Annotated in this window: 20 protein-coding genes; 18 read left to right on the top strand and 2 right to left on the bottom strand. The window is 47.3% G+C overall.

Annotated elements, in window-relative coordinates:
- Window positions 1–41: 41 nt before the first annotated feature.
- The 13 genes from HP570_RS05635 to HP570_RS05575 all read left to right on the top strand — a co-directional run bounded on the left by HP570_RS05635 (window position 42) and on the right by HP570_RS05575 (window position 13,071).
- Window positions 42–440: a cytidine deaminase gene (locus tag HP570_RS05635; protein WP_064202895.1), complete on the top strand. Its 399-nt coding sequence runs from the start codon at window positions 42–44 to the stop codon at window positions 438–440.
- The gene (gene era, locus HP570_RS05630) at window positions 433–1,350 is read left to right on the top strand and encodes a GTPase Era (protein WP_012685772.1); all 918 of its coding nucleotides are present in this window, start codon (window positions 433–435) and stop codon (window positions 1,348–1,350) included. Before HP570_RS05635 ends, era begins: the two co-directional genes overlap by 8 nt.
- A 104-nt stretch (window positions 1,351–1,454) precedes the next feature.
- Window positions 1,455–1,610 (top strand): YqzL family protein, encoded by a 156-nt coding sequence (locus tag HP570_RS05625; RefSeq protein ID WP_012685773.1) that lies wholly within the window; start codon window positions 1,455–1,457, stop codon window positions 1,608–1,610.
- Window positions 1,601–2,374, top strand: coding sequence for a DNA repair protein RecO (recO, locus tag HP570_RS05620; protein ID WP_012685774.1), 774 nt, complete (start codon window positions 1,601–1,603; stop codon window positions 2,372–2,374). The genes HP570_RS05625 and recO overlap by 10 nt, the downstream gene beginning before the upstream one ends.
- Before the next feature lie 325 nt (window positions 2,375–2,699).
- Window positions 2,700–3,626, top strand: a complete 927-nt coding sequence (gene glyQ / locus HP570_RS05615; protein ID WP_012685775.1) for a glycine--tRNA ligase subunit alpha — start codon at window positions 2,700–2,702, stop codon at window positions 3,624–3,626.
- On the top strand, window positions 3,619–5,688 hold the full coding sequence (gene glyS / locus HP570_RS05610) for a glycine--tRNA ligase subunit beta (protein WP_173625148.1): 2,070 nt from the start codon (window positions 3,619–3,621) through the stop codon (window positions 5,686–5,688). Before glyQ ends, glyS begins: the two co-directional genes overlap by 8 nt.
- Before the next feature lie 122 nt (window positions 5,689–5,810).
- Complete coding sequence (gene ccpN / locus HP570_RS05605) at window positions 5,811–6,455, top strand: transcriptional regulator CcpN (protein WP_012685777.1); 645 nt, start codon at window positions 5,811–5,813, stop codon at window positions 6,453–6,455.
- An 11-nt stretch (window positions 6,456–6,466) separates the two neighbouring features.
- Window positions 6,467–7,303: a pyruvate, water dikinase regulatory protein gene (locus HP570_RS05600; RefSeq protein ID WP_173625147.1), complete on the top strand. Its 837-nt coding sequence runs from the start codon at window positions 6,467–6,469 to the stop codon at window positions 7,301–7,303.
- Between the two features lie 202 nt (window positions 7,304–7,505).
- Window positions 7,506–9,380 (top strand): DNA primase, encoded by a 1,875-nt coding sequence (gene dnaG, locus HP570_RS05595; RefSeq protein ID WP_064202899.1) that lies wholly within the window; start codon window positions 7,506–7,508, stop codon window positions 9,378–9,380.
- 34 nt (window positions 9,381–9,414) lie between these two features.
- A complete protein-coding gene (gene rpoD / locus HP570_RS05590; protein WP_012685780.1) occupies window positions 9,415–10,545 on the top strand; it encodes an RNA polymerase sigma factor RpoD in 1,131 nt (376 codons plus the stop codon).
- A 93-nt stretch (window positions 10,546–10,638) separates the two neighbouring features.
- Complete coding sequence (locus HP570_RS05585) at window positions 10,639–11,553, top strand: hypothetical protein (protein ID WP_173625146.1); 915 nt, start codon at window positions 10,639–10,641, stop codon at window positions 11,551–11,553.
- Between the two features lie 75 nt (window positions 11,554–11,628).
- Window positions 11,629–11,793, top strand: a complete 165-nt coding sequence (locus tag HP570_RS05580) for a hypothetical protein (protein WP_016742642.1) — start codon at window positions 11,629–11,631, stop codon at window positions 11,791–11,793.
- 138 nt (window positions 11,794–11,931) lie between these two features.
- Window positions 11,932–13,071 (top strand): acyl-CoA dehydrogenase, encoded by a 1,140-nt coding sequence (locus HP570_RS05575; protein ID WP_064202900.1) that lies wholly within the window; start codon window positions 11,932–11,934, stop codon window positions 13,069–13,071.
- Between the two features lie 78 nt (window positions 13,072–13,149).
- Here the strand turns inward: HP570_RS05575 and HP570_RS05570 are convergent, their stop codons facing one another.
- Window positions 13,150–14,430: a S8 family peptidase gene (locus tag HP570_RS05570; protein ID WP_173625145.1), complete on the bottom strand. Its 1,281-nt coding sequence runs from the start codon at window positions 14,428–14,430 to the stop codon at window positions 13,150–13,152.
- Window positions 14,431–14,812: 382 nt separating this feature from the next.
- Between HP570_RS05570 and HP570_RS05565 the strand changes: the two genes are divergently transcribed.
- From HP570_RS05565 to HP570_RS05545, 5 genes are all read left to right on the top strand, one after another.
- Window positions 14,813–15,547 carry a tRNA (adenine(22)-N(1))-methyltransferase gene (locus HP570_RS05565; RefSeq protein WP_173625144.1) on the top strand — a complete coding sequence of 245 codons (735 nt, stop codon included), beginning with the start codon at window positions 14,813–14,815 and terminating at the stop codon, window positions 15,545–15,547.
- Window positions 15,523–16,638 carry a Nif3-like dinuclear metal center hexameric protein gene (locus HP570_RS05560; RefSeq protein ID WP_173625143.1) on the top strand — a complete coding sequence of 372 codons (1,116 nt, stop codon included), beginning with the start codon at window positions 15,523–15,525 and terminating at the stop codon, window positions 16,636–16,638. The genes HP570_RS05565 and HP570_RS05560 overlap by 25 nt, the downstream gene beginning before the upstream one ends.
- Before the next feature lie 56 nt (window positions 16,639–16,694).
- Entirely contained in the window at window positions 16,695–18,695 is a 2,001-nt protein-coding gene (locus HP570_RS05555) for an S-layer homology domain-containing protein (protein WP_012685788.1), read from the top strand.
- Window positions 18,692–20,188 (top strand): S41 family peptidase, encoded by a 1,497-nt coding sequence (locus HP570_RS05550; RefSeq protein WP_173625142.1) that lies wholly within the window; start codon window positions 18,692–18,694, stop codon window positions 20,186–20,188. The genes HP570_RS05555 and HP570_RS05550 overlap by 4 nt, the downstream gene beginning before the upstream one ends.
- A gap of 130 nt (window positions 20,189–20,318) precedes the next feature.
- Complete coding sequence (locus HP570_RS05545) at window positions 20,319–21,803, top strand: alkaline phosphatase family protein (protein WP_173625141.1); 1,485 nt, start codon at window positions 20,319–20,321, stop codon at window positions 21,801–21,803.
- Here the strand turns inward: HP570_RS05545 and HP570_RS05540 are convergent.
- Window positions 21,757–22,437: an endonuclease/exonuclease/phosphatase family protein gene (locus tag HP570_RS05540; protein WP_173625140.1), complete on the bottom strand. Its 681-nt coding sequence runs from the start codon at window positions 22,435–22,437 to the stop codon at window positions 21,757–21,759. The two genes, HP570_RS05545 and HP570_RS05540, sit on opposite strands and share 47 nt — an antisense overlap.
- Between the last annotated feature and the right edge of the window lie 221 nt (window positions 22,438–22,658).

Below are 22,658 nucleotides of genomic sequence, written 5' to 3'. Positions count from 1 at the left end.
TGAAATGATGTTAAAGAACAATCATATGAGGAATGATGAAAATGGATAAACAATCATTATTAGCACAAGCAATCGAAGCCAGAAAGCTCGCTTATGTACCGTACTCCAAGTTTCAGGTCGGAGCAGCTCTTTTAGCTGAGAGTGGCAAGGTTTATTTGGGAGGCAATATCGAAAATGCAGCGTACTCGCTGTGCAACTGCGCAGAGCGTACAGCTCTTTTTAAAGCGTATTCGGAAGGTGATCGGACTTACAAAGCATTAGCTGTCGCTGCCGATACACCACAAGCTGTGTCACCGTGCGGGGCTTGCCGACAAGTCATCGCGGAGCTGTGCCCACCGGACATGCCTGTATTTTTGACGAATCTCAAAGGCGACATTTGGGAAACGACAGTATCTGCCCTGCTTCCAGGCGCATTCACCAAGGAGGATTTACGTGGATAATCGCAAGACCAAGCAATCGTTTAAATCTGGCTTTGTCTCCATCGTGGGACGCCCAAATGTTGGGAAATCAACACTGTTGAATCATATTGTAGGGCATAAAATTGCCATCATGTCGAATAAACCGCAAACGACACGCAACAAAATTACAGCGGTGCATACGACCGAAGAGGGTCAAATTATTTTCTTGGATACACCGGGGATTCACAAGCCTCAATCCAAACTCGGAAACTACATGGTTTCGGTTGCCGAAAATACATTAAACGAAGTAGACCTCGTTTTATTTGTTGTCGATGCAACAGAAAAACGCGGAGCCGGGGACGACTACATCATCGAGCGGTTGAAGCAGGTCAAAACGCCAGTATTTTTGGTCATCAACAAAATTGACAAAGTACACCCGGAAGCATTGTTGCCAATTATTGACGATTACCGCAAATTGTATGATTTCAAGCAGATTGTTCCGATCTCGGCTCTGGAAGGTAACAATACAGCATCATTGCAGCAGGCTATTTTGGGTGAAATGGAAGAAGGCCCGATGTATTACCCTGCTGACCAGGTGACAGACCATCCGGAACGCTTTGTAGCAGCTGAATTGATTCGGGAAAAAGTTCTGCATTTGACGAGAGAAGAAGTACCTCACTCCATTGCTGTCGTCATTGAAGAAATGAAGCGAGGCGAAAATGGCAAGACACTTTACATTTACGCGGCCATTTATGTAGAGCGGGATTCCCAGCGCGGTATTTTGATCGGGCAAAAAGGTCAAATGCTCAAAGAAATTGGTCAACGCGCGCGCAAGGATATCGAGCGACTGATGGGGGACCAAGTATTTTTGGAGCTCTGGATCAAAGTGAAAAAGGATTGGCGCAACCAAGATCGGATGCTGCGTAACTTCGGTTTTTACGACGAGCAATAATATTCCCAACGCGATGTGTTAATTTTTCCAAGGCATAGAATAACGGGCAAAGGTGATTCTAAGAAGGAAGTGGATAGACCCGATATAGGAAAGGATGATGCTCCTTGCTTCGTGACTTTTCTTGGAGAGTTTTCGCTTCAACCGGTGACATCCATGCTTACCTTCTCTACCGTGATCACCATCAAACAGATGTTTCCAGCGAGGAGACCTCGTTTGATCTCGCCCAGGAAGAATTGGGTGACACACAGGCATGCTTGTAAAATGGGAAGGGATTGTCATTCGCAGTGTGGACTATGGCGAGTCCAGTAAAGTGGTGACAATGTTTACCCGGGAGAACGGCAAATTAGGCGTGATGGCCCGTGGTGCCAAAAAGACCAAAAGCCGTCTTGCCGCCGTCTCCCAGTTGTTTTCGCATAGTTATTATCTATGCAAGGCAGGACCCGGTACGGGAATGCCTGATCTCTCTCAGGGAGATATGCTGGATTCGTTCCGGGATATGCGGCAAAGCCTGACTGCTACGGCTTATGCCGCATACATAGCAGAACTTTTGGATCGACTGACGCAGGAAAGGGAGCCGAATCCCTATTTGTTTCAGCTACTTCTCCATACGTTCCGCCATTTGGATGAAGGACGAGATGCTGAGATTCTGTGTCGGATTTTTGAGACCAAGATGCTTATTGTAGCGGGGATCTCCCCGCAGCTCACAGCGTGTGCAAACTGTGGCGAACAGCGCGAACCCTATGCGATCAGTGTGGGGCAGGGCGGCCTGTTGTGCCCAGTTTGCCTGCCTTCCGATCCGTATGCGATGGCAGTTACACCCTCGACCTGGAAGCTGTTACGGCTGTTCCAGGTATTTGATTTGGAACGGCTTGGTGACATTGAGGTAAAACCGGCTACACGCAACCAGCTCAAGCATGTACTGCGGAGCTTCATGGACGAGTATCTGGATCTCAGGCTGAAAAGTCGGTCATTTCTGGAGCAACTGGAGCGTATGGAAAGAATGACGCAATCAGATCAGGACTAATTGACATACGAATTTGTTTTCGTTATGATAAGAACCAAACTTGTATACCGAATGTTGCCGTGAAGGAAAAGAGTAGTCGGCCACTGGCTGTGAGTAGCGAATCGGGGATAGTGGGAGCCCGGTCACCATGCTGATGAAGGGCGTTCTGGAGCAATTTGATTGTAAGGTGGGCGAAGAAGTCATTCGCCAAGTAGGGTGGAACCGCGAGAATCCTCTCGTCCCTACACTGTCGCATCAGGCAGTGTAGAGGCGGGAGGTTTTTTTAGTTTCGACTTAAAGCCAAGTTCTAAGTTCTACGAAGTTTAGAGGAGGATCAAGCATGAAAATGACATTTCAAGACATCATTTTGACGCTGCAAAACTTTTGGGCAAAGCAAAACTGTCTCATTGTCCAGCCGTATGACGTTGAAAAAGGGGCGGGTACGCTAAACCCAATGACCTTCCTTCGTTCCATTGGACCTGAGCCGTGGAATGTAGCATATGTGGAGCCTTCCCGTCGCCCGGCTGACGGACGATATGGGGAAAACCCAAACCGTTTGTATCAGCATCACCAGTTCCAAGTAATCATGAAGCCATCGCCTGACAACATTCAGGAGCTGTACCTGGAGAGCTTGCGCGAACTCGGGATCGAGCCACTGGAGCATGATATCCGATTTGTTGAGGACAACTGGGAGCACCCTGGTCTTGGCGCTTGGGGCTTAGGTTGGGAAGTTTGGCTGGACGGAATGGAGATCACACAGTTCACGTACTTCCAGCAAGTGGGCGGTCTGGAATGTAAACCAGTGGCAGTCGAGCTGACTTACGGACTGGAGCGTTTGGCTTCCTATATTCAGGAAAAAGAAAATGTGTTCGATCTGGAATGGTGCAACGGGTATACGTACGGAGATGTATTCCTGCAACCAGAATACGAGCATTCCAAATACACATTTGAGCTGTCTGATGTCGACATGCTGTTCTCTCTCTACAATACGTATGAGGCGGAAGCAAAGAGACTGATGGCGGAGCGACTGGTTTACCCGGCTTATGACTATGTACTAAAATGCTCCCACACCTTCAACTTGCTGGATGCCCGTGGAGCGATCAGTGTGACGGAGCGTACAGGCTACATCGCTCGTGTACGTAATCTGTCTCGTGAAGTAGCACAAACCTACTATAAAGAGCGTGAGAGACTCGGTTTCCCGCTTTTGCAAAAAGGCAACGCAGACGCTGCGGATCAAGTGAATCAGGTGAAGGGAGAGGATACAAATGAGTAAGCGCGATCTACTCGTAGAGGTTGGTTTAGAAGAAATGCCTGCTCGTTTTGTCGCACAGGCAGCGGCACAATTCAAGGAAAAAGTAGAAAAGTGGCTGACTGCTGAGCGCGTGCCGTTTGATCAAATTACGGCATTGGAGACACCTCGTCGCTTTGCCCTGTTAATCAATGGATTGGCAGAAAAGCAGCCTGACCGCAATGATGAAGCGAAAGGCCCTGCACGCAAAATCGCACAAGATGAAGCGGGCAACTGGTCCAAGGCAGCACTCGGATTTGCACGAAGCAACAATGTTGAGCCTGACCAACTGTATTATAAAGAAGTAAACGGGATCGAGTATGTTCATGCTCGCAAATCCGAAGCGGGAAAACCAACTACTGAGCTTTTGCCGCAACTGGCTGAAGTAATCACCGGCATGAGCTTCCCGAAAAATATGCGGTGGGGCGCACGCGAGTTGAAATACGTTCGTCCGATTCGTTGGCTGGTAGCTTTGTTCGGCGATGAATTGATTGATTTGGAGATTGCAGGTGTAAAAAGCGGACGCGTTTCTCGTGGACACCGCTTCTTGGGAACAGAGGTTACCTTGAATCACCCAAGCGAATACGTGAGCAAGCTGGCTGAGCAATATGTCATGGTGAAGCCCGACGAGCGCAGAGCAACCATTGTAGAACAAATTCATCGCTTGGAGAAAGAAAATGGCTGGACAATTCCAATGGACGAAGGGCTTTTGGATGAGGTAGTTCATCTTGTAGAATACCCGACCGCTCTTTACGGTACGTTCGAACAAGAGTTCCTTTCCATTCCACGTGAGGTTTTGGTTACCTCCATGCGTGAACACCAGCGTTATTTCCCTGTTGAAAACGCACAGGGTCAATTGCTGAATCATTTTGTGACAGTACGTAACGGAGACAGCCGCGCTCTGGAAAACGTAGCGAAAGGGAATGAAAAAGTTCTTCGCGCACGCTTGTCTGACGCTCGTTTCTTCTACGTGGAGGACCAAAAGCTGTCCATTGAAAGCTGCCTGAAACGCTTGGAGACAATCGTTTACCATGAAGAGCTGGGAACAATTGGTGATAAAGTTCGCCGTGTACGCAAAACAGCTGCGCAAATAGCAAGCAAGCTAGGCGTGAGCGCGGAAGAAACCAAGCAAGTCGACCGCATTGCAGAAATCGCAAAATTCGACCTCGTGACCAACATGGTAGGTGAGTTCCCCGAACTGCAAGGGATCATGGGTGAAGATTACGCGCGCAAAGCGGGTGAGTCCGACGTCGTCGCAAGTGGCGTATTCGAGCATTACCTCCCGCGGTTTGCAGGGGACAAAATGCCTGCTGCGGCTCAAGGCGCGATCGTCAGTCTGGCTGACAAGATGGACACGATCGTAGGCTGCTTCTCGATCGGTATTGTGCCTACTGGCTCACAGGACCCGTATGGTCTGCGCCGTATGGCAGCGGGGATCGTTACAATTTTGGTGGAGCGCGATTGGCAAATTTCTCTTGCCGATCTGTGGGATGCCGCGATGGAAGGCTATGTAGCGCAAGGCGTAAACAAGAGAGCCGCAGAAGACGTGAAAAAAGACCTCGTAGACTTCTTCGCACTCCGTCTGAAAAATGTTTTGCAGGATCATGGCGTTCGTTACGATGTCATCGACGCCGTTCTTGCTGCCGACCTGACATTGGTTCCAGAGGTGCTGGCAAAAGCAAAAGCACTGATGGGGGCGGTACAAACAGAAGAATTCAAGCTGATTGTGGAGCAGTTTAACCGGGTGAACAATCTGGCGCAAAAAGCGGAAGCAGACCAAGTCAGCGAAGCTTTGTTCGCAGAAGATGTGGAGCGGGCCTTGTATCAGGCATTCCAAGCTGTTCAGAAGGATGTAGAGGGTCTGAAGGATCAAGAGAAGGTGCTCGCAACCTTGTCAACCTTGCGCCAGCCGATTAACGCATTCTTTGATAAAGTCATGGTCATGGCCGAAGATCAGGCTGTTCGTGCGAATCGTCTTGGACTTCTCTTGCAGCTTTCTCGTGTGCTTTATCGCTACGCAGATTTTTCCAAAATTGTTTTCGCCTAAACCAAATAACACTGGTGCCTTCGTCTGAAAATCAGGCGGGGGCACCTTTTTTCCGCGTGAAAGAAGGAATATCCCGTCGAATAGAGTAATACTAGGAAGAGGTAAAGACAGAACCGGGGTGATTGGTCATCGAGCTTACCAAACGACAAGAGCACATCTTACAGATAGTGAAGGATGACGGACCGATAACAGGAGAACATATCGCGGAGCGACTGAATTTGACTCGCGCGACGCTGCGCCCTGATTTATCCATCCTCACGATGTCAGGATATCTAGAAGCCAGACCTCGGGTCGGGTATTTTTATGCCGGCAGACCCGCAAGCTCAGTCATAAGTGAACGGCTTCACAAGCTTCTCGTCAATGACTACAAGGCGGTACCGATCGTGGTATCCGAATCCGCCTCGGCTTACGACGCCATTGTTACCCTCTTTTTGGAGGATGTTGGCACGTTATTCGTCGTCAACCAAAAAGGATATTTGGCTGGCGTGATCTCACGAAAAGACCTCCTGCGGGCTTCTTTAGGCAATAAGACGCTGGAGGATGTGCCGGTCAGCATCATCATGTCTAGAATGCCGAATATCATTACATGTGCACCTGATGAGACCTTGTACGCAGCCGCTAAAAAGCTGATTGATTTTCAGATCGATTCTCTGCCTGTCGTAAGGCCTAGTGAGGAAGATCCGAAGCAAATGGAGCTGTTGGGGCGCGTCACCAAGACGACGATCGCGAAAGCATTTGTAGAATTGGGTAGCGAACCGAAAGTGTAGGAGGAGAAGCGATGCAAGGTAATCAGCGAGGACAGCTCATCTATGTAGTCTCAGACTCCATCGGCGAAACGGCCGAACTTGTCGTTCGCGCAGGAGCTAGTCAGTTTGATCGTTTTTTGTTTGATGTACAAAAGTATCCGTATATAGAAGACAAGGAATCGATTGACGAAATCATTGCTTCGGCAAAAGAATCGCGGGCAATGATCGTTTTCACTCTGGTCATTCCGGAGCTGAATGCGTATATTACACAACAAGCTGCTCTTCACGGAATTCCGGCTCTTGATGTTATGGGGCCTTTGATGAATACATTGCAGGGCATGTTGAAAGAGCCACCAACCGGAAAACCGGGTTTGGTACGCCGACTGGATGAGGAGTATTTCCGCAAAGTAGATGCCATCGAATTTGCTGTCAAATACGACGATGGTCGGGACCCACGCGGTCTGTTGCGAGCAGATGTGGTTTTGATTGGCGTTTCGCGTACTTCCAAGACGCCTCTTTCCATGTATTTGGCTAACAAACGACTTAAGGTTGCCAATGTTCCGCTTGTCCCGGAGGTAGAGCCACCGGAAGAATTGTTCCAACTGCCAGTCGAACGGTGTATTGGGCTTACCATCAATCCGGAGCAACTGAACGGCATTCGGACAGAGCGTCTGAAGGCACTGGGATTGACAGCACAAGCAAATTACGCCAATCTCGAACGGATTGCCGAAGAACTGGCGTATTCGAAGCGCATTATTGAGCGCCTCGGATGTACCGTTATTGATGTTTCCAACAAGGCAGTAGAAGAAACGGCAAACATCATTTTGGAGATGATTCGAAAAAACAATCTCCGGAATGAAAGGAAATAGGCCGAAAGAAGGATTTTGACGTTTTTTGTAGAATTTCAATTAGCTGAGGTACTTATCATACGTGAGTTCTCAGCGTTTATTGCCTTAAGAAATGTGGAAAAGTAGAAAAGAAGAAAAGAAGTTCGATGCAAAGAAGGAAATTGACGAATTTTGACGAACTAAATATTCTCACGTGCGATTCTCCTTATAAAGGTGGAAAGACATGACTGGTCCCACTTCAGATGAATTTGTAAATCAAGTGCGTGCCGCTGTCGACATCGTAGACGTTGTAGGAGAGTACGTTCAACTGAGAAAAAGCGGTCGTGCCTTTCTCGGTCTATGTCCGTTTCACTCTGAAAAGAGCCCTTCCTTCAACGTAAATGCAGAGCGACAGTTTTTTCATTGCTTTGGCTGTGGAGCAGGTGGGGACATCTTTTCCTTTTTAATGAAACTGGAGCAATTGACTTTTCCAGAGGCACTGCACAAATTGGCGGAGCGTGCCGGGATAGCTGTGCCCCAGCCGCAGCAAGTAGAGGAATCACCTGAAAAACGGATGAAGCATGTGATGCAAGAAGCGCATACGTTCGTTTCACGCCTCTACCACTACGTGCTTACGAAAACCCCCTATGGCGCAGAAGCGATGAAGTATCTCGCAAAGCGCGGAATGTCTGAGGCGACAATCGCCGAATACCAAATCGGGTTTGCCCCGGATTCCTGGGATTTCGTGACGCAGCAGTTGACAAAGCGGGGATTTTCACAGGAATTGATGGTGGAAGCAGGGTTATTGGCTAGAAGCGATGCAGGAAAAATCTTTGATCGCTTTCGAGGTCGTATCATGTTTCCGATTCAGGATTCCCAAGGTAACGCCATCGGATTTGGTGGGCGCTTACTGCAAGGATCGAAGCCCAATTCCAATCAAAAGTCTCAACCCAAGTATCTGAATAGCCCGGAAAGCCTTTTGTTCAACAAAAGTGCTACGCTGTTTAATCTTCATCGTGCACGCCCCATCATTAGAAAGAGAAAAGAGGCGCTGTTGTTTGAAGGATATGTCGATGTCATATCGGCATGGCAGGCGGGTTTTACGCAAGGTATTGCCACTTTGGGAACAGCCTTGACGGAGCAGCAGGCCAGAATTCTTCGTCGCAATACAGAGTCAGTCGTACTCTGTTATGACGGAGATGCTGCAGGACAAGAAGCAACGAGCAAAGCGATTCACGTTTTGCAGCAAGCCGGTTTGATCGTTCGAGTAGCTCCGCTTCCACAAGGAGTGGACCCGGATGATTACATCCGCCAGCATGGGGCTGAAGCATTTTCCCAGCAGGTATTGTTACAGGCGATGCCAATTACGGCTTTCCGTCTGAAACATTTACGCAGTCAGTTCGTAATAAAAGATGAGACGGACAAAGCTCGCTTAATCGCGAAGGCGGTCGAGATCATCAATGAACTGGGCAGCCCGGTGGAACGGGACATGTATCAACGGCAATTGGCTGAAGAATACTCCCTTACTCTCGGTGATCTCAAATGGGAGTCCAAACGCGCCTACAATCAGCAAAAAAGTGAGCGCCAAAGGGATAAAGTGACGCCAGCATGGAATAATAGTATAAATAATGGCAAAGTTACGCTCGCGAAAACACTGCCACCCGCTTATCACACGGCTGAGCGCATGCTGCTTTACTACATGATGCGGAACGAAGAAATAGCCGCCCGCGTCCAGCAGGAATGCAGTGCCCACTTTCAGGTGGATGAACACGATGCGCTGGCTGCCTACCTGTACGCCTACTATGCAGAGGGAAACCCGGAAGACCCTGGAAAGTTTATACATTACGTGCAAGACGATTTGTTAAAGCAATTAGCCTCGGGATTGGCCATGATGGAGTGCAACAACGACGTATCTGAATTAGAGATCGGTGACTACATCAAACAAGTGAATAACTACCCGAAGCGTGCCGAGTTGGAACGATTGCGCGATGAGCAGCGGAGCTTACACCTCCAAGCGGCCGCAGCGGACAGCGAGGATGCGCGCAAACAACTTGAACTTCAAGCAGCCGTTACAGGGATGAAGATTCTTGAATTGGAAAATGCTTTAAAAGAAGGGTAGCTTCAGATCATTCCCGGGGAAGGAGGGAAAGTAGATGAACAAGCAAAATATTACTTCCGACATGGAAGCAACGTCCATCGAACAAGTGAAGGAACAGTTGGTCGAATTAGGCAAGAAACGCGGCGCATTGTCGTATAAGGAGATTACTGCTCGTCTGGCAGGTTTTGAGCAGGATTCTGATCAAATGGATGAGTTTTTTGAATATCTAGGTGATCAAGGCATTGAGATTAACAACAATGAGAATGAAGATGACGACGATGAAGTCGATCAAATGATCATCAAAGACGAGGACAACGAAGAATTTGATTTTGACGATCTCTCCGTTCCGCCTGGAATTAAGATCAATGACCCTGTACGGATGTATCTGAAGGAAATTGGTCGAGTTCCTCTGCTCTCCGCAGAAGAGGAGATTAAACTAGCGCAGCGAATTGAACAAGGTGATGAGGAAGCCAAAAGACGTCTGGCTGAGGCGAACTTGCGATTGGTAGTATCGATTGCGAAGCGTTATGTAGGACGCGGCATGCTATTCCTCGACTTGATTCAAGAAGGGAACATGGGTCTGATTAAAGCGGTGGAAAAGTTTGACTATCGCAAAGGCTACAAGTTCAGTACGTATGCGACCTGGTGGATTCGCCAAGCGATTACCCGTGCCATTGCAGACCAAGCTAGAACGATCCGGATTCCGGTTCATATGGTGGAAACCATCAATAAATTAATCCGCGTTTCCCGTCAGCTTCTGCAAGAGCTAGGTCGTGAACCTATGCCAGAAGAAATCGCTGAAAAAATGGATCTCACTCCGGAAAAAGTTCGGGAAATCATGAAGATTGCTCAAGAACCAGTATCTCTGGAGACTCCAATTGGGGAAGAAGACGATTCCCACTTAGGTGATTTCATTGAGGATCAGGATGCATTGGAGCCATCTGATGCAGCTGCCTATGAACTTTTGAAAGAACAGTTGGAAGACGTTTTGGATACATTAACAGACCGGGAAGAAAATGTACTGCGTCTGCGTTTCGGGTTAGATGACGGACGTACACGGACGTTAGAAGAAGTAGGCAAAGTGTTTGGTGTAACCCGTGAACGGATTCGTCAGATCGAAGCAAAAGCTCTTCGCAAATTGCGTCATCCGAGTAGAAGTAAACGCTTAAAAGATTTCTTAGAATAACCGATATAAGAAGTATGTGGCCTACGTTAGCCGACGTAGGCTTTTCTTATTCATGAAGGAATACACTTTTTGTCGTAGTTAGGAGGGGCCGCGTTGGACGACCAGCGCAAGCGCACGATTATCGCCGAAATTGAAAACTGGCGGCGCAACCATTTACTGCCTGAACATTACTGCATCTTCTTGTTAAATCTGTATACAGAAGGGGATCGGCCAAATACACCGGCGTCCGCAGGCGGGAATGAGCGAATGGGAACGGCACCGAGTGTGCTGTCAGGAAAAGTCAATTCAACATCATCTGTCACAAACACATATGCACCTAGAACTGTCTCTCCAGTGACGGGGAAAATGGTAGTGGCATGGCTCCTTGGTGCCTTTGTCATTGCTGGTTTGATCTTACTTGCTTTTCATTTTAACCGTTTTCAAACCCCAATGCAAATTACCATCTTTGCCTGTTTCACTCTCGTTTTCTATATTCTGGGACTCGTTTATCGAAGATCGGCCCCGCCATTGACGCATTTATTCCTGGCTTTGTCCTTTGGGATTTTGATCGCGGGAGGCGTTTATTGTATCCAAAAAATGGATGGTAGCTTGCCGTTTATCCTGTTTTATTTAGGCTTCGTTTGCATGCTGTTGTGCATCAGCGCAATTGTTTTCGGCTATGCTTATTTGCTCTATGCAGGGTTACTGGGTTTGGCCATCTTGTATGGCATTACAACCGTTCATCGAGTAGGGATAGACTATACATGGTGGACATCGGAGTTGTACTGGGTACCGCTTGCGTGCTTGCTCACAGGTATGGGCTTCTTGATGAATAAGGCCAATTCGAAATGGGCGGGAGTATTTGCAGTATGTGGACTTGCCTTTTTCTTTGGTGCAGAGATACAGGCTCTGTATATTCCAGCGGCGAAGCGAGATATGATTCAATTGCTGTTGTTCATTAAGGTGTTCATCGCGTCCATTTTGTTCTTCTTCACGCGTGGATATTGGTATGCGTGGTTGAGACTGTAGACTATGCGAGACTTCTCGTTCTCCTCTGCATGCTTATCTGATACAATTTCAGAAGAGAGCAAACGGGGTGAATAAATGAACAACAAGTGGAAAGTTTTAATCGGTATTTTGCTGGCGGCTTTTTTTCTGGGTGGAGAAACAGTAGCCAAATTTATGGGTGTACATACATATAGCATCGGATTCATAGCAGCATCTGTCTCTTTTTTGGGAGCGATTTTATTAGGAGCACGCCGATCATAGGCGTGTTTTTTTTGAGAAATTCCACATGAATCCAAAATCGTGGTGTATAATGGTAAGAGTATTCTGAACAAACGCTCAGTCAAAATTGTGTATTTCTTGATGGTTCTTTACTAAAGCGTTTTCAAGGGGGCAGCGATTATGAACTTCGATTTGACTTCAGAACAACAAATGTTAAAAAAAATGATACGCGAATTTGCTGATGAGGTAGTGGCACCGGAAGCAGATGAACGCGATCAAACTAAACAATTTCCTGTCGGAATATTCAAGCAGATGAGTGAACTGAACTTGATGGGTCTCCCCTTCTCTGAGAAATACGGGGGTGCAGGAGCTGATTCCACGAGTTTTGCGATCGTTGTGGAAGAGCTAAGTCGTGCATGTGGCTCTACAGGAATCACGTATTCGGCGCATATCTCGTTAGGTGGCGCTCCACTGGCTTTGTTTGGAACTGAAGAGCAAAAGCTAAACTATTTAAGCAAAATTTGTTCTGGCGAAAGCTTTGGCGCGTTTGGCTTGACGGAACCAAATGCAGGGTCTGACGCAGGTGGTACGAGGACGAATGCGATCTTAGCAGACGGGGAGTGGACGATTAACGGCTCCAAATGCTTCATTACCAATGCCTCCTATGCTTCGTTTCTCGCCTTGACAGCTGTGACTGACAAAGAGCAGGGCTCACGGGGTATTACTGCTTTTATCGTTCCGACAGATACACCTGGCTTTCAGGTGTTGGCGAACTATGAAAAGCTCGGTTTGCACAGCTCCAATACGACGGAGCTCGTTCTTGAAAATGTCCGCGTGCCAGAGGAAAACGTCCTTGGGAAGCGGGGAGAAGGCTTCAAGCAGTTTCTCATTACACTTGATGGTGGGCGAATCGGGATCGGAGCTATGGCAGTAGGAATTGCACAGGCTGCCTACGACAAGGCGTTGCAATACTCCAAGCAGCGTACGGCTTTTGGCAATTCCTTGAGTCATTTTCAAGCGATCCAGCACAAGCTGGCGGATATGGCGATGCAAATAGAGCTGGCGAGAACGATGGTGTATAAAGCAGCGTGGCTGAAAGATCATGGTCGCAAATTTACGAAAGAAGCAGCAATGGCAAAATTGTATGCTTCGGAGATTGCCATGTCTGCTACACATCAGGCTATTCAGATTCACGGTGGGTATGGTTATATGCGGGAGTATCAGGTAGAACGATTTTTCCGCGATGCCCGACTGTTAGAGATCGGCGAGGGGACTTCAGAGATTTTACGTAATGTCATCGCAAGAGAAATCGGGTGCTAGCCTTCCGTATTTGATAACGAAAGAGCATGACTGCCAGCGTAAACTGACAGCCATGGCTCTTTTTTTGTTTATTGCTTTTTATTGATCGCCAGATTGTACAGTTGGGAAACCAAATCCACTCGCGATATCGTCCCCTACAGTAGCGTTTGAGCCACCTTTGATGTCATTTCCTTTCGCGCGTTTTTGCAATTCTACACGAACATCTTGAGAGCTCCAAGATGGATTGGATGCCCAGATTTTCGCAGCCAAACCGGAAATGTGTGGGGTTGCCATGGAAGTTCCGCTGATGGAATTATAACCTCCGTTATTCCATGTAGACTGAATAGCGCGTCCTGGTGCTGATACTTCCACATCACGCTCTTGAATCACGTAGTCTCCCGCTTGCCCGCTCTTGCCACGAGAAGAGAAGTCAGCTACACGGTAGGTTCCGTTTTGTTGAACATTCTCCAACGCTGCTACGGCTACTGTATTCACTAATGCTCCAGGGTAGCCAATGCTATTCACTGTCGGTCCGGAGTTACCAGCCGCTGCGACGACTAATACACCTTTTTGGTTTGCATACGTGATGGCACTTTCCATAAGGGTACTCTTACCGCTAGAGCCAAGAGACATAGAGATGATCGTTTTCACGCCTAATTGAGCGGATTGGTCAGCAGCGTAACGAATAGCATAGGCAATGTCATCCTCATAGCCGGATCCAGAGTCATCCAGTACTTTATATGCCCACAGCTTTGCATCTGGTGCTACACCATAAATACCTGCGCCATTGCCGCCGTCAGCGAGAACAGTTCCGGCGACGTGTGTTCCATGACCATGCGCATCATTGCAAGCACCAGTAACAACAGGCGAAGAAGATTGCGTGAAATCGTTGCACTGCTCTGCGTTCGCGGTTAGGTCCGAGTGCTGCGTATACACGCCAGTATCCAGGACTGCAACACGAACATCTGCACCGCCAGTTGTAGCGGAGAGGGATTGGTTTTTATAGATTGCTTTAATTCCCCACGGAACGACTGCCGCAGGAGAGACCTCTAGCGCACTTACTTGATCTTCTTCTATATACTCAGCGATCTTTAATTTTTGTAATACGGTGATTTTTACATTGGGATCGCTTTTCAGTTGGTCAAGTTGATCACTATTTACATCGAGGGTAAAGCCATCTTCACCAAAATCATGGCGTACTTCCAAAGGTCCAGCAAAATAACCGGTTCTCACATCAGAATCTGACTGAATTAATACCCGTTCAGTATCAAATTCATTGAGCGAATCGTTACTTGCTGCCCCCACACCTGTGAAGACACTCATCACTAGCGCTGAAGAGAGTAATCCCATTGCCCACCACTTGCCGGTTCTTTTTTTCAAACTTTTCTCCTCCTTAAAGATAGTTAGTTTGTGTTAGTTCATGATGTTCATGGCGTTAATATACATATCTGTAAAAATTTTGTAAATATTTATTTATTAAAATAAAGTTCACAATTCAGTGAAAATTAAATCAAATTGCATAAAATACGATAAAACAACGCCGTATTTAAAAATTTTGCTTGTTATTCCGAACATTACATCCACGTAATAGCAATCTGTAAGCCTCTCGACTACTACCCAAGGGCCTCCTTAATAACCTTGTCCCTGCTAGGTGCAACAGTGAGGATTTTGTCGTTCTTTGCTGATCATCTGTTAGGGAATTTGCATTTCGCAATTGCTGCCAAATAGGGTAGAATAGAGGCAACGGAAGGTGAATATACAGATGACATCAGTATCAATATCCAAGCGGCTACAAACAATTGCCCGCTATTGTCCAGAAGGAGCCCGCGTCGCCGACATCGGGTCGGATCATGCGTTGTTGGCTTCTTATTTGCTTGTAAAAGGAATTGCTTCTTTCGTGATCGCTGGCGAATTGAATGAAGGGCCTTTTCAAGCGGCAAAAAAACAAATACATACATTGCAGGTAAAAGATCGCGCTTCGGTACGTAAAGGAAACGGGCTCGCGGTATTACAACCTGGGGAAGCAGATGTGATCTGCATTGCTGGGATGGGCGGACAATTGATCGTTTCCATTTTGGAAGCAGGAAAAGACAAACTGGAAGGTGTGCAACGCCTGATTCTGCAACCAAACGTAGGGGAAGAAGCGGTTCGCCTGTGGATGATAGAGAATGGTTGGCAGTTAATCGCGGAATCCATATTGCAAGAAGACGGCGTGATTTATGAGATTCTCGTCGCAGAACGAGGCAATCCTACCTTGCCTTATGCGGGCAAAGATCGTACGCAGCAAGAGCTCCTGCGCATTGGTCCATTTCTTTGGGTGGAAAAATCAGAGGTATTACAAGCGAAGTGGCTACATGAGCATGAAAAATGGCAAAAGATCATCGTTCAATTAAAGCGTTCGGACAAGCCGGAAGCAGCAGAACGAATCAAAGAAATCGAAGCAGAAGTAAAATGGATCGATGAGGTGATCGCATGCTTGCGCACGGACAAACAGTAATCCAATATGTAGAAAGTCTTGCACCTAAATCGTTGGCGATGGAAGGCGACAAGATTGGCCTTCATGTAGGCACCTTGCAAAAAAAGGTAAAAAAAGTGATGATCGCACTAGACGTACTGGAATCTGTGGTGGAGGAAGCAATCGCAGAGGGTGTAGACCTGATTGTGGCTCACCATGCCGTTATATATCGACCACTGAAACACCTTAGGACAGATCTCGCCGCAGGACGTGTCTTCGAAAAGCTGATCAAGCATGACATTGCGGTATATACAGCCCATACCAATTTGGATGTTGCGTATGGGGGGATGAACGATTGGCTCGCAGAAGCGGTTGGACTCACGAATGTAGATGTACTCGATGTTCTTTCAAGAGAGGCTTGGAAGAAGCTCGTCGTATTCGTGCCCGCTACTCATAAGGAAGCAGTATTTTCCGCGCTTGCTGAAGCGGGTGCAGGGCATGTAGGCAACTATAGCCACTGTTCTTTTCAGACAGAAGGCACCGGAACCTTTTTACCAGGGGAAGGAACGAATCCTCATATCGGTTCGACAGGTCAATTGGAAAGAGCAGAGGAAGTTCGCATCGAGATGATTGTTCCTGCGTCCAGGCAATCGGCTGTGGTTAAAGCAATGCTTGCTGCCCATCCCTACGAAGAAGTCGCTTACGACATCATTCCTTTGGAGCAGTCCGGAACTGCATACGGAATTGGGCGAATCGGTACTCTGCCTGCACCACTGACGCTCCGAGAGTTTGCTTTGCTCGTCAAAGAACGATTTTCCCTCCACGGTCTACGCGTAGTTGGTGACTTGGATGCGACAGTCAAAAAAGTAGCGGTAGTAGGTGGAGACGGAAGCTCCTTTGTTTCCAAAGCCATTTTTAAAGGCGCGGATGTTTATTTAACAGGAGACATTGGTTATCACACTGCACACGATGCGCAAGCAGAAGGCTTGTCGATCGTAGATGCTGGTCACAATATCGAAAAAATCATGAAGGAAAAGCTGGCGACTATCTTGCTTGAACAATTGCAGGCAAATGGTTACGAAACAGAGGTTATTCCTTCGCGTGTGCACACAGATCCGTTCCAGTTTGTTTAAGACGTAGCAGGACCAACCTTTTGTTGCCTGCCAGATGAAGTGTAGGAGGATTTTATGTGCAAAAACTAATCCGGACAATTTCTTGTGGATTACTGACATTAAGCTTACTCACCCCCGGCGTCGCTTCAGCGGCTGGGGGCTTATTGCCATACAATGACATCAGCAAGCACTGGGCGAGAAATGCAATCATTCAAGGCGTGCAGCTCGGTTTGTTTGAGGCTGGTCCAAATGTTCCGAAGTTTTACCCAAATCGTGACATGACACGTGCGGAATTTCTCGTCATGATCGATCGGCTTTATTACGGGGGGCAGTATCAGATCTATCCGCTTACTTTCTTATCCGAGCATTCGGAGTGGGCGCGGGCAGAAGGTTTTCAGGAACCGTATTTGCCGTATAAAGACGTTGACCGTCTAACCTGGATGTACAAACCAACATTGCGCATCTCCACGATCTTGGATAGACTGTACGGCCCAAATGCGATTCAGTACATTTTTCCCGGTGAGATGATGAAGCCGAATCAGCCGATCACCAAAGAAGAAGCTGCCAAGATATTGCAAATGTTCACCATGTCTCCAGATAGTAAAAATGCGTGGGAAGAAGTGCGTTCGTGGGGATGGCTAGAGGGAGAAAAAACGGAACGAGTGAAGCGAGGAGATGCTGCGGTCGCAGCTGATCGCATGGTGAATTATTTCCTTCAGGATGGAATCATGCCTCTGCTGGATTACGACGGGAAAAAGTTCCCCATGGTCCCGGATCTCGAAGAGGTATTGCCATTATTCGCAACCTATGCAGATCCCAAAACAACAGAAGAACAGATTTATGTAGATGCGGCTGCCGCTATTCGCAGTAGAAATGATAGTGAAGAGACATTTGAACAGTTACGCAAGCTGGCGGATGACTCCTTCCCCAATCAAGTCGGTGTTCACTATTTACTGAGCTGGAATCCTGAAACACCGATTGAAACCAATCTGGAGGAAGCTTTTCTTTCTATCGACGCTTACTTCGAAGACAAAATCATTCTCCCGGAAACACTCGGGCTGTTGAGTGCCAATGTGTACGATATCGCCTTGCAGCTAGGGAACAAGGATCAAAGCCAATACAAAAAAGTGCTTGACCGACTTAGTGCTTATGAACAAAAAGTGAAGCAGGATTCCAAAGAATGGGAATCGCTCGCCATGTATTTGGGGGCACTGGAAATCAGGAGTGGTCAGGTAGACCTGGCGCTGGCTCGATACAAGCGATTTGCCGACAGGAGCCCGGAGGCATTGTTGAATACTTCCTACTATTATTTGCAGGAAGGACGTATGCAGGAAGCTGAAGAGGTTCTTGCTGCGATGAAACCGAAAGCGTCAGACAGCAGAATGAATCAGTTGCACAAAATGTTGCGTCAAGAGTTTGCATCGTTAAAAGATCAGCCAGCTATTATTTCTGATTTGGGGTACTCTTTGCGGAAGTTGGACAATGCCGACACCTATCAAGTGAAGGGTGAAGCGGTGTTGAGTGGATTGACGTTCTCATACACGCAGGATGTTAACAAGGAAAAGCAAATAAGCAGGATATCCGGCTCTTATCAATCTCCGCAAAAACTAATATCAGACAAGCTGCTCTCCTATACAGATGGGAAAACAAACACGCAATACTCGTACGATACGGATCGGCAGACATGGGACAAGAGTAGAACGGACAAAGTGGACTTTTTGCACGAGTGGGTTGGTGCTGTCAAGGTAGCTGATCGTGCCAAGGAGCTTCATGCACGCTACTACAAGCAATCATACGGGAAGTATGATGTCATTACAGAGTGGATTCCGGGCTCCATGCTGGTAGAGAAATCAAAGAAGGTTACGCTCGGACAGGGAAAAGTGAAAGAGGTTCCCTTGTTCATGAACAAGTATTATATTGATCGAGCTAGCGACCAAATTGTCAAACATACATGGCGTTATGAAGAAATTTATGAGGGCGACGGATACGTAGCCTATTCGGGTACCGACAATTACGACTTTACAAGCAATGTTGCATTCTCGATACCTGATGATGTTCGAAAAGGGGTGGCGCCATGAAACGATTTAGTCAATGGGCAGTAGCAGCTGTACTGCTACTCACAACTGTTCTTCCTGTGCAAGCGGCAGAGTATCCTTTCGAAGAAACAGAAGAAGTATTCCAGCACGTTATGCAGAGCCACTTGAGCAAACCGGCAGCCAAACAATTGGTAAAAGGGGCTTTAGAGGTGGTCAGTGAGCAGGCTAATCAGAAAAAACAGCTTCAATTCAAAGTTTCTGAAGAAGATGACACCTGGGACGAGTTGGAATTGAGGCTTGTAGAATGGCAGAAAAAAGGCGGGTTTGATACGCCGACGATGAACACTTGGGCGATTGATGGAATGCTCTCTACACTCGACGACCCGCACAGCGTATTTTTTACGCAAGATGAATTGCGTTTGTTCCAATCTGACGTTGAGAATCAATTCGTTGGATTTGGTTTTCGTCTCCGGCGGCAAAATGATCATATTATCATCCGTGAAATCGTTCCGAATTCTCCAGCAGCAGCTTCTCCCTTGCAACGAGGCGATCAATTGATCAAAGTCAATGAGACCTCGCTGGTCGGAAAGACTTTTGAAGAAGCGTATGCTTATTTGAGGGGTAACGAAGGGACTGAAGCCGTTCTTACTGTATATCGTCCATCTGACAAACGGGAGCACCAGATAAAGCTGAAGCGTGCCTCGATGACCTTGCCGGAAGCGGAAGGACAGATGTTTTCGAAGGGCGCAGTTGGCTATATCAGTCTTGAAACATTCGGATCAGAAGGAGCCATCCAGGTAAGGGATAAGCTTGCTGAACTATCCCGTGTGCAAAAGCCGTTGTCCGGATTGGTGTTAGACCTGCGGGATAATGGCGGGGGATACTTGTCCACAGCGCGGGATATCGCGAGCCTCTTTATGGAAGAAGGCTTGCTCATGTATACCACGAATCGCAATGGGGTAGAGGTAGAGACGTGGGTACGAAATGGGCAGGATATCGGTATTCCAGTGCGAATTTTGGTAAACGGCGGAACCGCTTCTGCATCTGAGCTGTTGTCAGGTGCGCTGCGTGATCATGGCATCGCCAAACTTGTGGGTACCAAGACATTTGGAAAAGGGAGTGCCCAACAAGTTATTCCTTTGTCAGACGGCGACGCACTCAAGCTCACATTGAATGAATATTTTACCCCTAAGCATACTGTGGTGAATCACGTAGGGCTGCAACCGGATATGGTTGTGGAGGATTATGGAGCACAAGTAGTAGAAGCTCTCCATTCATTGAACGTCAATACGTGGGAACTGAGTGACGCAGAAGGCGATACCGTCATCAATGGAATTCCTTTCCCTACGGTAGATCCTCTCTTTAAACAAACGCCTCAAGGGCTGCAAATCCGAGCTGCTGTACTTTCGCATTTGCTGGGTGATCCGTCCATTGGCGAGAAAGATTACGTAGCACTTGCTCCGTATTTGAAGAAGCACCCTGCACTAAAACAGCAAACGAAAAATGGTATCAACACTCTCACATTTACTTCGTGAGCATGGTCCCCTGACGCTTTTGGCGAGCAGGGGCTTTTTCTTTTTCAGGCGTATACTCGGTCATGCAAAATCGAACACTATCAGGTGCGACTATGACTATTGCTATTACGAAGAGAAGGGTGGCAGCCGGATGAAAAAGGTCATATTATTCCTGATCGACTCTATGATGCCTGATGTTCTGGAGCGATGCATTGCTGCCAATAAAGCACCAGCGCTTCGGTTTTTCATGGAGCATAGCCAGTACATACCAGATTGTGTGACCGTTTTCCCTACAATGACGGCTTCGATAGATTGCTCTCTCATTACGGGAGTCTACCCCGATCAGCACAAAGTACCGGGTTTAGTTTGGTATGATGCAGAGCAGAAACAGATGGTGAATTATATTAATGGGGTCGCTTCTATCCGAAAAATAGGCATCTCAAGCTGTGCCGAAAACGTCCTTTTTGATTTGAATGAACGTCATCTGAGCAAGGATGTCAAAACCATTCATGAGGTACTGGAAGAAAACAAACTTTTATCTGGTTCCATCAATGTGATCGCCCATCGCGGACATAAGCAGCATAAAGTGAAAATGCCAACCTTGCTTGATACAATTACATCTTTTTCCCTGCGCGAAAAGGTGAGTGGTCCAACGATCATGAGTATGGGGACACTGGTGAGCCCGGCATTATTTCGTACCGTCCCCTGGGGCTTCTCGCAATCCGCTTTAGAAGGCTACGGAATTAATGATACTTATGCAATCGATGTGATGATTGAGGTGATTCGCAGTGGTCATCAGCCGCATTTTACGCTGGTCTATCTGCCAGAGAATGATCATAAACTCCACAAGTCCCCGGAGGATGCCGTACAGCACTTGGCAGATGTGGACAAGCAATTGGCTCGTTTGCTGGATAGCTTCGCATCATGGGAGCAAATGCTGGAGAGAAATGTATGCATTTTGATTAGTGATCATGGGCAGACCGTCATCGGAGAAAGTGAAGATCACAATATACCGCTGGATCATCTTTTGGCGAATTTCTCGGTCCATGCGCTTGGTACGGATGTGACATCAGAATTGGAAGTAGTCATTTGCAATAATGAGCGTATGGCCTATTTATATCCAGTGAATGGAACGGATCCACTTTCTATTGTAGGAGCGGTTAGTGTGGAAGAAAGAATTGATTTGATTGCTTGGAAAGAGGGCGCGAAGGTAAAGGTGCGTCGGGGCGGAACGCAACAGGAAATGTGTTTTTGGCGAAACGGGGAGTATCAAGATGCCTACGGTTCTTCTTGGTCCGTTGAAGGAGATGTTACCGTGCTGGATGTGCAATATGATGGAGAGTGTCTTTCTTTTGATACATATCCGGATGCTTTTTCTCGACTATACGGGGCATTGTTCTCGCAGACCGGCGACGTGGTTGTCGTTACCGCTGCCAAGAGCTATGAATTATTATCGGAATGTGCACCCACCCATTTAGGTGGAGGAAGCCATGGATCCCTGCATAAGCAAGATTCTCTGATTCCGTTAGTGATTGCAGGGGCTTCGGAGTTGTTTCCACTCCCAGCAAGACTGGTAGATGTCAAAGACTTTATTCTCCGTGAACTGGGGATTCCGTCAGCCTCAAATCCGCAATGACCGGGACATGATCGGACCAATTGACAGGTAACAGCTCGTAGTGCTCGATATTCCAGTGATGAGAAACAAAAATATAGTCCAGGCGACGGCGGAAGGCAGGAAGCGTTGGTTTTTTTTCCTGACCTGAGACAAGGGCGCAGTCCATCAGGTGTGGAGTAAAGGACACATTACTCGCGTTGAAATCCCCCATTAGGAGTAATGGGGCTTTTGCGTGTTGCTGTATCAATGTCGACATGAGTTGTAGCTGGGCCAGTCTGCTTACTTGATTTAAGCTGCAGTGTGTAACACAAAGTGTAATCGTACGTCCGAATCCTTGGAAGGATGCATACAGGAGGGTTCGTTGTTCTTTTCTGGTTGGTAAAACAATAGCCTCGACATTTTCAAGCGCGTACTTCGATAGTAGCGCATTGCCGTAATACCCATCTCCTATCGAGATCGAAGGGGAAAAGGCCAGGTGATATTGTAATTGATCCGCGATGTAGCTCGCTTGATACCCATACTTCCCGTTTTGATGAACTTCCTGAAGACCGATGATGTCTGGTTGCAAGCCCTTTAAGGTCAGAGTCATTTCGTTCAGCCGGTTTCGCCACCAGAGGTCACGTCCGCTATGAATGTTATAGCTGACTACACGCACCCTTGTTCACTTCCTTTGTTTTGACGTCATTTTTTTAACTTATTTAGTTTTCCCTATTGCATTAGGTTTTAGTCTATGCTATATTAAAAAGCGTCGCCTCTGCTTGAGGCACAGATGGTATGAAATGCTCCTTGAAAACCGGAATAGAATTAATCTGTGAAAATAAGCTTGTGTTTTACTTGAAGTCAGATTCATCTTCAAACTTTATTGGAGAGTTTGAT

Source organism: Brevibacillus sp. RS1.1 (assembly GCF_013284365.1).
In the GTDB taxonomy this organism is placed as follows: domain Bacteria; phylum Bacillota; class Bacilli; order Brevibacillales; family Brevibacillaceae; genus Brevibacillus; species Brevibacillus brevis_D.
Note: the sequence above shows the minus strand (reverse complement) of the source record. Positions and strands in the feature narration are given on the sequence as shown.

Coding starts and splice junctions, on each gene's coding strand:
- HP570_RS05635 (WP_064202895.1), top strand. CDS start 42: ATGGATAAACAATCATTATTAGCACAAGCAATCGAAGCCAGAAAGCTC.
- recO (WP_012685774.1), top strand. CDS start 1,601: ATGCTTGTAAAATGGGAAGGGATTGTCATTCGCAGTGTGGACTATGGC.
- glyQ (WP_012685775.1), top strand. CDS start 2,700: ATGACATTTCAAGACATCATTTTGACGCTGCAAAACTTTTGGGCAAAG.
- glyS (WP_173625148.1), top strand. CDS start 3,619: ATGAGTAAGCGCGATCTACTCGTAGAGGTTGGTTTAGAAGAAATGCCT.
- HP570_RS05600 (WP_173625147.1), top strand. CDS start 6,467: ATGCAAGGTAATCAGCGAGGACAGCTCATCTATGTAGTCTCAGACTCC.
- dnaG (WP_064202899.1), top strand. CDS start 7,506: ATGACTGGTCCCACTTCAGATGAATTTGTAAATCAAGTGCGTGCCGCT.
- rpoD (WP_012685780.1), top strand. CDS start 9,415: ATGAACAAGCAAAATATTACTTCCGACATGGAAGCAACGTCCATCGAA.
- HP570_RS05580 (WP_016742642.1), top strand. CDS start 11,629: ATGAACAACAAGTGGAAAGTTTTAATCGGTATTTTGCTGGCGGCTTTT.
- HP570_RS05575 (WP_064202900.1), top strand. CDS start 11,932: ATGAACTTCGATTTGACTTCAGAACAACAAATGTTAAAAAAAATGATA.
- HP570_RS05565 (WP_173625144.1), top strand. CDS start 14,813: ATGACATCAGTATCAATATCCAAGCGGCTACAAACAATTGCCCGCTAT.
- HP570_RS05560 (WP_173625143.1), top strand. CDS start 15,523: ATGCTTGCGCACGGACAAACAGTAATCCAATATGTAGAAAGTCTTGCA.
- HP570_RS05550 (WP_173625142.1), top strand. CDS start 18,692: ATGAAACGATTTAGTCAATGGGCAGTAGCAGCTGTACTGCTACTCACA.
- HP570_RS05545 (WP_173625141.1), top strand. CDS start 20,319: ATGAAAAAGGTCATATTATTCCTGATCGACTCTATGATGCCTGATGTT.